Below are 4,867 nucleotides of genomic sequence, written 5' to 3'. Positions count from 1 at the left end.
CGAGTCACCCGAGGGTGCCCTGCTCAGCGACCCGGGCCACGGCCGCTCGAATGGGTCCGGTGAGGTTGGCGATCAGCTCTCAAACACCTTCTGAGCACCGGAGTAGTTCATCTAATAGCCGGTCATCAGCGGGCATGATCACGCCAGCCTTCGACTCCTTACTTATAGTGTCAGGTAAGTCACAATCTCAATGTTGACAGGTCTTCGACGATCCATCAGATTGAACCTTGATCGTCCTTGTTTTCTGCTAGAGGCGCCTGAAGACCCTTCTCGGCACCAGCGCACCCTGAGGGGGTTTCAGAATGCACGGTAGTGGTTCATGGAGGCGATTCGCTGCCTTTGCGGTCGGTCTGCCGCGCAGAGGCTCACGTAATATTCCGCCCCCCAGAATCCTGCCCTTGGTGTGGCGGGCCCAAGACGCCAAGCTCAGGAAGGCGTTGCGCTAAGGGATACGTGGAAAAGGATGTGACCGGCATCAGTTGCACGCACTCGGAGCCAGCTCTGAGTGAGCGCACTGCTACACGCACTTCGCCAAGACCACATCATGAGGAAGACGTTTAGGCTCCCCTCTTTCCATGGCACCAGCTCGTAACCGGTCCTCTTAGCTGCCCGGAACGCTTCTTTCGTACGATCGGCAGCAAGTTTGCGAAATGACAAGGCGACGCCATGTCATGGTTTATCTCTTATTCTACTGCGCGTTCAAAGAGAAAAGCAATGTAGGAGATTGTCACAACATGCACCTTGCGGGATGTAAGCAGCCTATGCGACCATCAACCGGAAAGCCTCATTAATGCCTCTATCATCTCTCTGGATGCTTAGAGTGGCATTACCCCCACAAGGAGGATTTATGAGCATGCGGGCGAAACTTCTCGCCGGAGCAACGTTCGTGGCGTCCGTCTTAATGGCTACGGCCGCCTGGGCGACGATCACCTACCCTCCAGAAGGAGGGACCTGGGATCACGGCACTGGCACGGGATACACCTGGTCGGACTACTACCACTCCAGTGACTGCCACGGTTCTACGGCGGTAGGCGTCCGGACCGTTCGATCGCCAAACACGAATCCCGGGTCTTGGTCTCGCGCCAGCGTCGCCATGTCGAGCTTCAATAACGAGACCTACTACAGGATCGAGGCTGGCGGCGTTTGCCCCTGACCAGACGTTCGGGCGATGTCGGTGAGTCCCGAAACGGAGGAATCCAAGCTCGCCGTGGCCTCCCCTCGCAAAAACGGGGTTGGAGATCGACCATTCCTGTCGGCCATCCTAGCCCTCACGCTGGGAAGTAGCTCTTGTCGTCGAAGAGGAGATAACGGCCGCGGCGTCCAGCGCGGCCGGAGCTTCGCCTTCACTGCCCGCCAGGGGCGGTGGCGTTGGTACTATCGTGCCACGCCCCTGGCGGGCAGCCATCATAAAGATACCATTGGCGACTTTTGGGTGTTTTCATCAAGATTACCCTAAACCATTCCGAATTCACACCGAGGAATTTCCGAAGAAAAGCCGTCTAAGGCGACCGCTAGCGTATACGATCAGCTCACCCTAAAATATTATCCGCTGATATCTAACACAGGGAGATGGCTTTGCTGCCCCGCAGCATCAAGCTTGCATATGTAATGGCCATTTCATTCTCTGCAGTGATGGCTTTTAGCCTTGTGCATAGGGTTGATGGGGATATCATCATCGGCGCAAATGCAGTGATTCGTGTCGACGACGCAAAGCAGGTATCGGCAAAACAATCGCTAAGTTATCGATTGGAAAAGTTTGCCGAGCAAAAAACCATCAATATTGGCCGACTGGGTGTCGATCTGAGTGACTTCAGAAAGCGAGTACTCTACCTCTCCGTAGGTGACCAGAACGACGATTCGGCTGGATGGCTTCGCTTGGGATATCCAGCGTTCAATACCGACGCGGATATCTCGGTGCTTCCAATGGCAGCAGCTGCGGAGATTGACCCACGCGCTTACTATTTTCTTTTCGGTGATCACGTTGATGCAAGCGTCATAAGATCCTTTCAGGACGAGATACATTCTTCTGGGCTTGCGGCCACGCTTGGACCGCCGCTTACCGTAATGACGGTATACGCTTTCTTCTATGGAGCGCCGCTTCAGTGCTTCCTTGCCGTCGGCGGAGCCATCATCTGTCTAGTCTTGCTAGCTGTTGTATTTAGCTGCAAGTCGTACGGAATTCAACGGCTGCAAGGGCGCAGTTTCGCGAGAATCGCGGGACGCGATCTTAAGATGGTCGCAACGTTCGCTACAGGTAGCTTAGGTGTATGCATGCTGGCGGTGGGGGTATCGCTGTTCGCATACAACCGGCTGCATAGATTTGACTTCTACCTCTGGATCTGGTTTGGCATTCTCGGGGTCTTGATCGCACTTGCTCTCATGACTCATGTGCTGGCGCTACTGCTCGCTTCTAGGGTGCCTATCCCCACCGCCATAAAAGGTGAAGTTCCGGCCAAGCAGGCAATCATTGGCATGTTCGGTATCCGGATTTTCTCAGCAGGCGTCGCGCTGACCGTAGCGTCTGCATTGTTGGTCACTTGGCAGACATTGGACGGCAAGCAAGAAAGCCAGGAGTGGTTCAGCGCTGCCGGTTCTGCGGTCCGGATTTCGATGAATGGAGCACTCGATAAGGAGAGCGACCGGCAGTTCCGCGAAGTGGGTGCTTGGATACGCGAGGCGGATCGGAACGGCCGTGCAGTCCTCTCTCACCGAGGTATGCTCAACGAGTTCATTCCAGAATATGCGCCCTATGGCGAGGTGCTGACGGTGAATGGCACCTATCTCGTTCAGCAGAAAGTGCAGAAACTATCCGGAGAAAGAGTCCTAAGAGATTCGAAAATAAATCTAGCCCGGGTCCTAATTCCACCGAACCTAGCGCCCGACAAAGAGCGAATCACTCGAGCCATGACTCGTTGGATTGATTTCCTTAGCAGAAAACACGGTGTTACGGCGCCACCTATCGAGGTGTCGATGGCGTTAGCCGGACAGCGACTCTTCACCTATGGATCCGGTGCGGCCGAGGCGGGAAATCCGATACTCGTAGATCCCGTCGTTGTCATCATCCCCGCGTCTAACATCCTGACTGATATCGATTATGCAGCCTATGCTAGCCAGTCATCGGTCATCTTCCCAGACCCCGGCTTCGTAAAGAATGCTATGCGCGGCAGTGCACTTGAAACCTACATCAATGGTGTGGAGCCTATCGCATTACGGGCCGCTTACGAAAACAGGGACGTTTCCGTTCGATTCTGGTTTATGATGATCAATTTGATGATAGCCGTGGCGATTGTGATGCTGTCAGCAATTGGGATGAGCCATCTATACGTGCAGAAAAATGCTCAACGCATCTTTGCGCAAAGCTTGTTCGGTTGGCCGGCTGTTAGAGTTCATGTCCGCCTTATCGCGGTTGAGGTTGGCTTGATAATTTCGTTTGTTGCGTATGTTGCATACGATACACTCGAACGGTTGCGGTTCCGTCAGCACGGGGCGCCCAGAACAATGCCACCTTCCGTAGCTGAAGAGATCATGTCGGTGAATGGCTGGGAGCCTGTACTGGCCGCGATAGTCGTCTTCGTAGGACTCTGCGGGAGTCTTGGCGTTCTCGGCATCCTCGGCAAACGGGTCGGCCGAAACGCAGCAGCTGGATCTTAGCTTGCAGCTACCTCAAGGTCGTTCGGCACGTAAAGGAAATACTGATGCTGTTAGTAGAGGGTGCCACCAAATCGGTAGGGGAGCACACGCTCTGGAGCGATCTTACTTTCGGGGTCGACACAGGTCAGATGTTGGCTATTACTGGCCGAAGTGGGAGCGGGAAGTCTACTCTATTGAATTGTATAGGGCTTCTTGACCGGCTAGACAAAGGCCGGATTATTGTCAATGGCCAAGACGTGGCGACTCACAATGCGCGTCAGGCGAGAAGGTTCCGACGAGCTTACCTTGGTTACGTCTTCCAGAACTACGCCCTCATCGAGCATGCCTCGGTGCGCGATAATCTTGATGTTGCTGTAGTGAGAGGCAGTAAGAAGGCGGCGCGGAAGTCGTACGGAAGCGTTTTGAAGCAGGTTGGCTTGGATGGGCGCCTCAGGGACAAGATCTTCATTCTCAGTGGTGGTGAGCAGCAGCGAGTCGCGTTGGCTCGACTGCTGGTGAAACGCCCCTCAATCGTGCTAGCTGATGAACCTACGGGATCACTCGACACGTGGAATGCAGAATTGGTCGTGCAAATACTTCGGGAAATGGCGGATTCTGGTTGTGCGGTGCTCATAGCGACGCACAATGAGCAGGTTGCAAAGGCCTGCGATACGCAACTTGAACTGTAGTATGGCCTTTCCAGGCTCCAGAGCGCGCTGGTGACGCAGCTGTGGCGTTCCCCTGGGGCGTGGACACCCGGTTTCATGCAGCCAGTACGGCCATCCTAGCGAGCCGATCTTCGTAGACGGCGGGAGGGATGTTCCCGATCGCCGAGTGCCTGTGCCGGTTGTTGTACCAGGCGATCCAGCGGAAGACCTCGGTCCGGGCCTCGGCCTCATTACTCCAGCGTCGCTTGTTCCTGCCGTGCAGCAGCTCCCGCTTGAGGGTGGCGTTGAACGCCTCGGCCAGGGCGTTGTCCAGACATGTCCCGGTCCTGCCGCTCGATCGGCGGATCCCGTTCGTGTCGCAGAGCCTGGCGAACTCGGCTGACATGTACTGCTTGAGTTCAAGGAGTCGTCGCAACACTGCTGCTCAGGACCGAGTTTAGATGATCGTTGAAAGCTTCGGCCGGAGTTCTCCAGCCGAGGCTCTTGCGGGGGCGAGCGTTGAGGGTCGCGGCGATGGCGTCGAGGTCGCTTCGAGCGTGCCTGCTCAAGTCGGTCCCCTTGGGAAAGTA

Annotated in this window: 4 protein-coding genes and 1 pseudogene; 3 read left to right on the top strand and 2 right to left on the bottom strand. The window is 55.5% G+C overall.

Features of this window, described 5'->3' with window-relative positions; translation table 11 throughout:
* The first annotated feature begins 790 nt into the window (after positions 1 to 790).
* The 3 genes from ABZ194_RS30045 (at position 791) to ABZ194_RS30035 (ending at position 4,319) form a co-directional block, all read left to right on the top strand.
* The gene (locus ABZ194_RS30045; protein ID WP_355600393.1) at positions 791 to 1,153 is read left to right on the top strand and encodes a lactococcin 972 family bacteriocin; all 363 of its coding nucleotides are present in this window, start codon (positions 791 to 793) and stop codon (positions 1,151 to 1,153) included.
* A 416-nt stretch (positions 1,154 to 1,569) separates the two neighbouring features.
* A complete protein-coding gene (locus ABZ194_RS30040) occupies positions 1,570 to 3,651 on the top strand; it encodes a hypothetical protein (protein WP_355600392.1) in 2,082 nt (693 codons plus the stop codon).
* Positions 3,652 to 3,695: 44 nt separating this feature from the next.
* Positions 3,696 to 4,319: an ATP-binding cassette domain-containing protein gene (locus ABZ194_RS30035; protein ID WP_355600391.1), complete on the top strand. Its 624-nt coding sequence runs from the start codon at positions 3,696 to 3,698 to the stop codon at positions 4,317 to 4,319.
* 73 nt (positions 4,320 to 4,392) lie between these two features.
* On the opposite strand, the gene ABZ194_RS30030 is transcribed toward ABZ194_RS30035, so the two are convergent.
* Positions 4,393 to 4,716 carry an integrase core domain-containing protein gene (locus tag ABZ194_RS30030; protein WP_355600390.1) on the bottom strand — a complete coding sequence of 108 codons (324 nt, stop codon included), beginning with the start codon at positions 4,714 to 4,716 and terminating at the stop codon, positions 4,393 to 4,395.
* Positions 4,697 to 4,867, bottom strand: a pseudogene (locus ABZ194_RS30025) (IS30 family transposase); the annotation flags it as partial. The pseudogene ABZ194_RS30025 and the gene ABZ194_RS30030, both read right to left, overlap by 20 nt.

This window comes from Streptosporangium sp. NPDC006007, from assembly GCF_040614315.1.
In the GTDB taxonomy this organism is placed as follows: Bacteria; Actinomycetota; Actinomycetes; order Streptosporangiales; family Streptosporangiaceae; genus Streptosporangium.
Note: the sequence above shows the minus strand (reverse complement) of the source record. Positions and strands in the feature narration are given on the sequence as shown.

What these genes read in the sequence shown, in the direction of transcription:
- ABZ194_RS30040 (WP_355600392.1), top strand. Translation starts at nt 1,570, where the DNA reads ATGGCTTTGCTGCCCCGCAGCATCAAGCTTGCATATGTAATGGCCATT.
- ABZ194_RS30045 (WP_355600393.1), top strand. Translation starts at nt 791, where the DNA reads ATGCCTCTATCATCTCTCTGGATGCTTAGAGTGGCATTACCCCCACAA.
- ABZ194_RS30035 (WP_355600391.1), top strand. Translation starts at nt 3,696, where the DNA reads ATGCTGTTAGTAGAGGGTGCCACCAAATCGGTAGGGGAGCACACGCTC.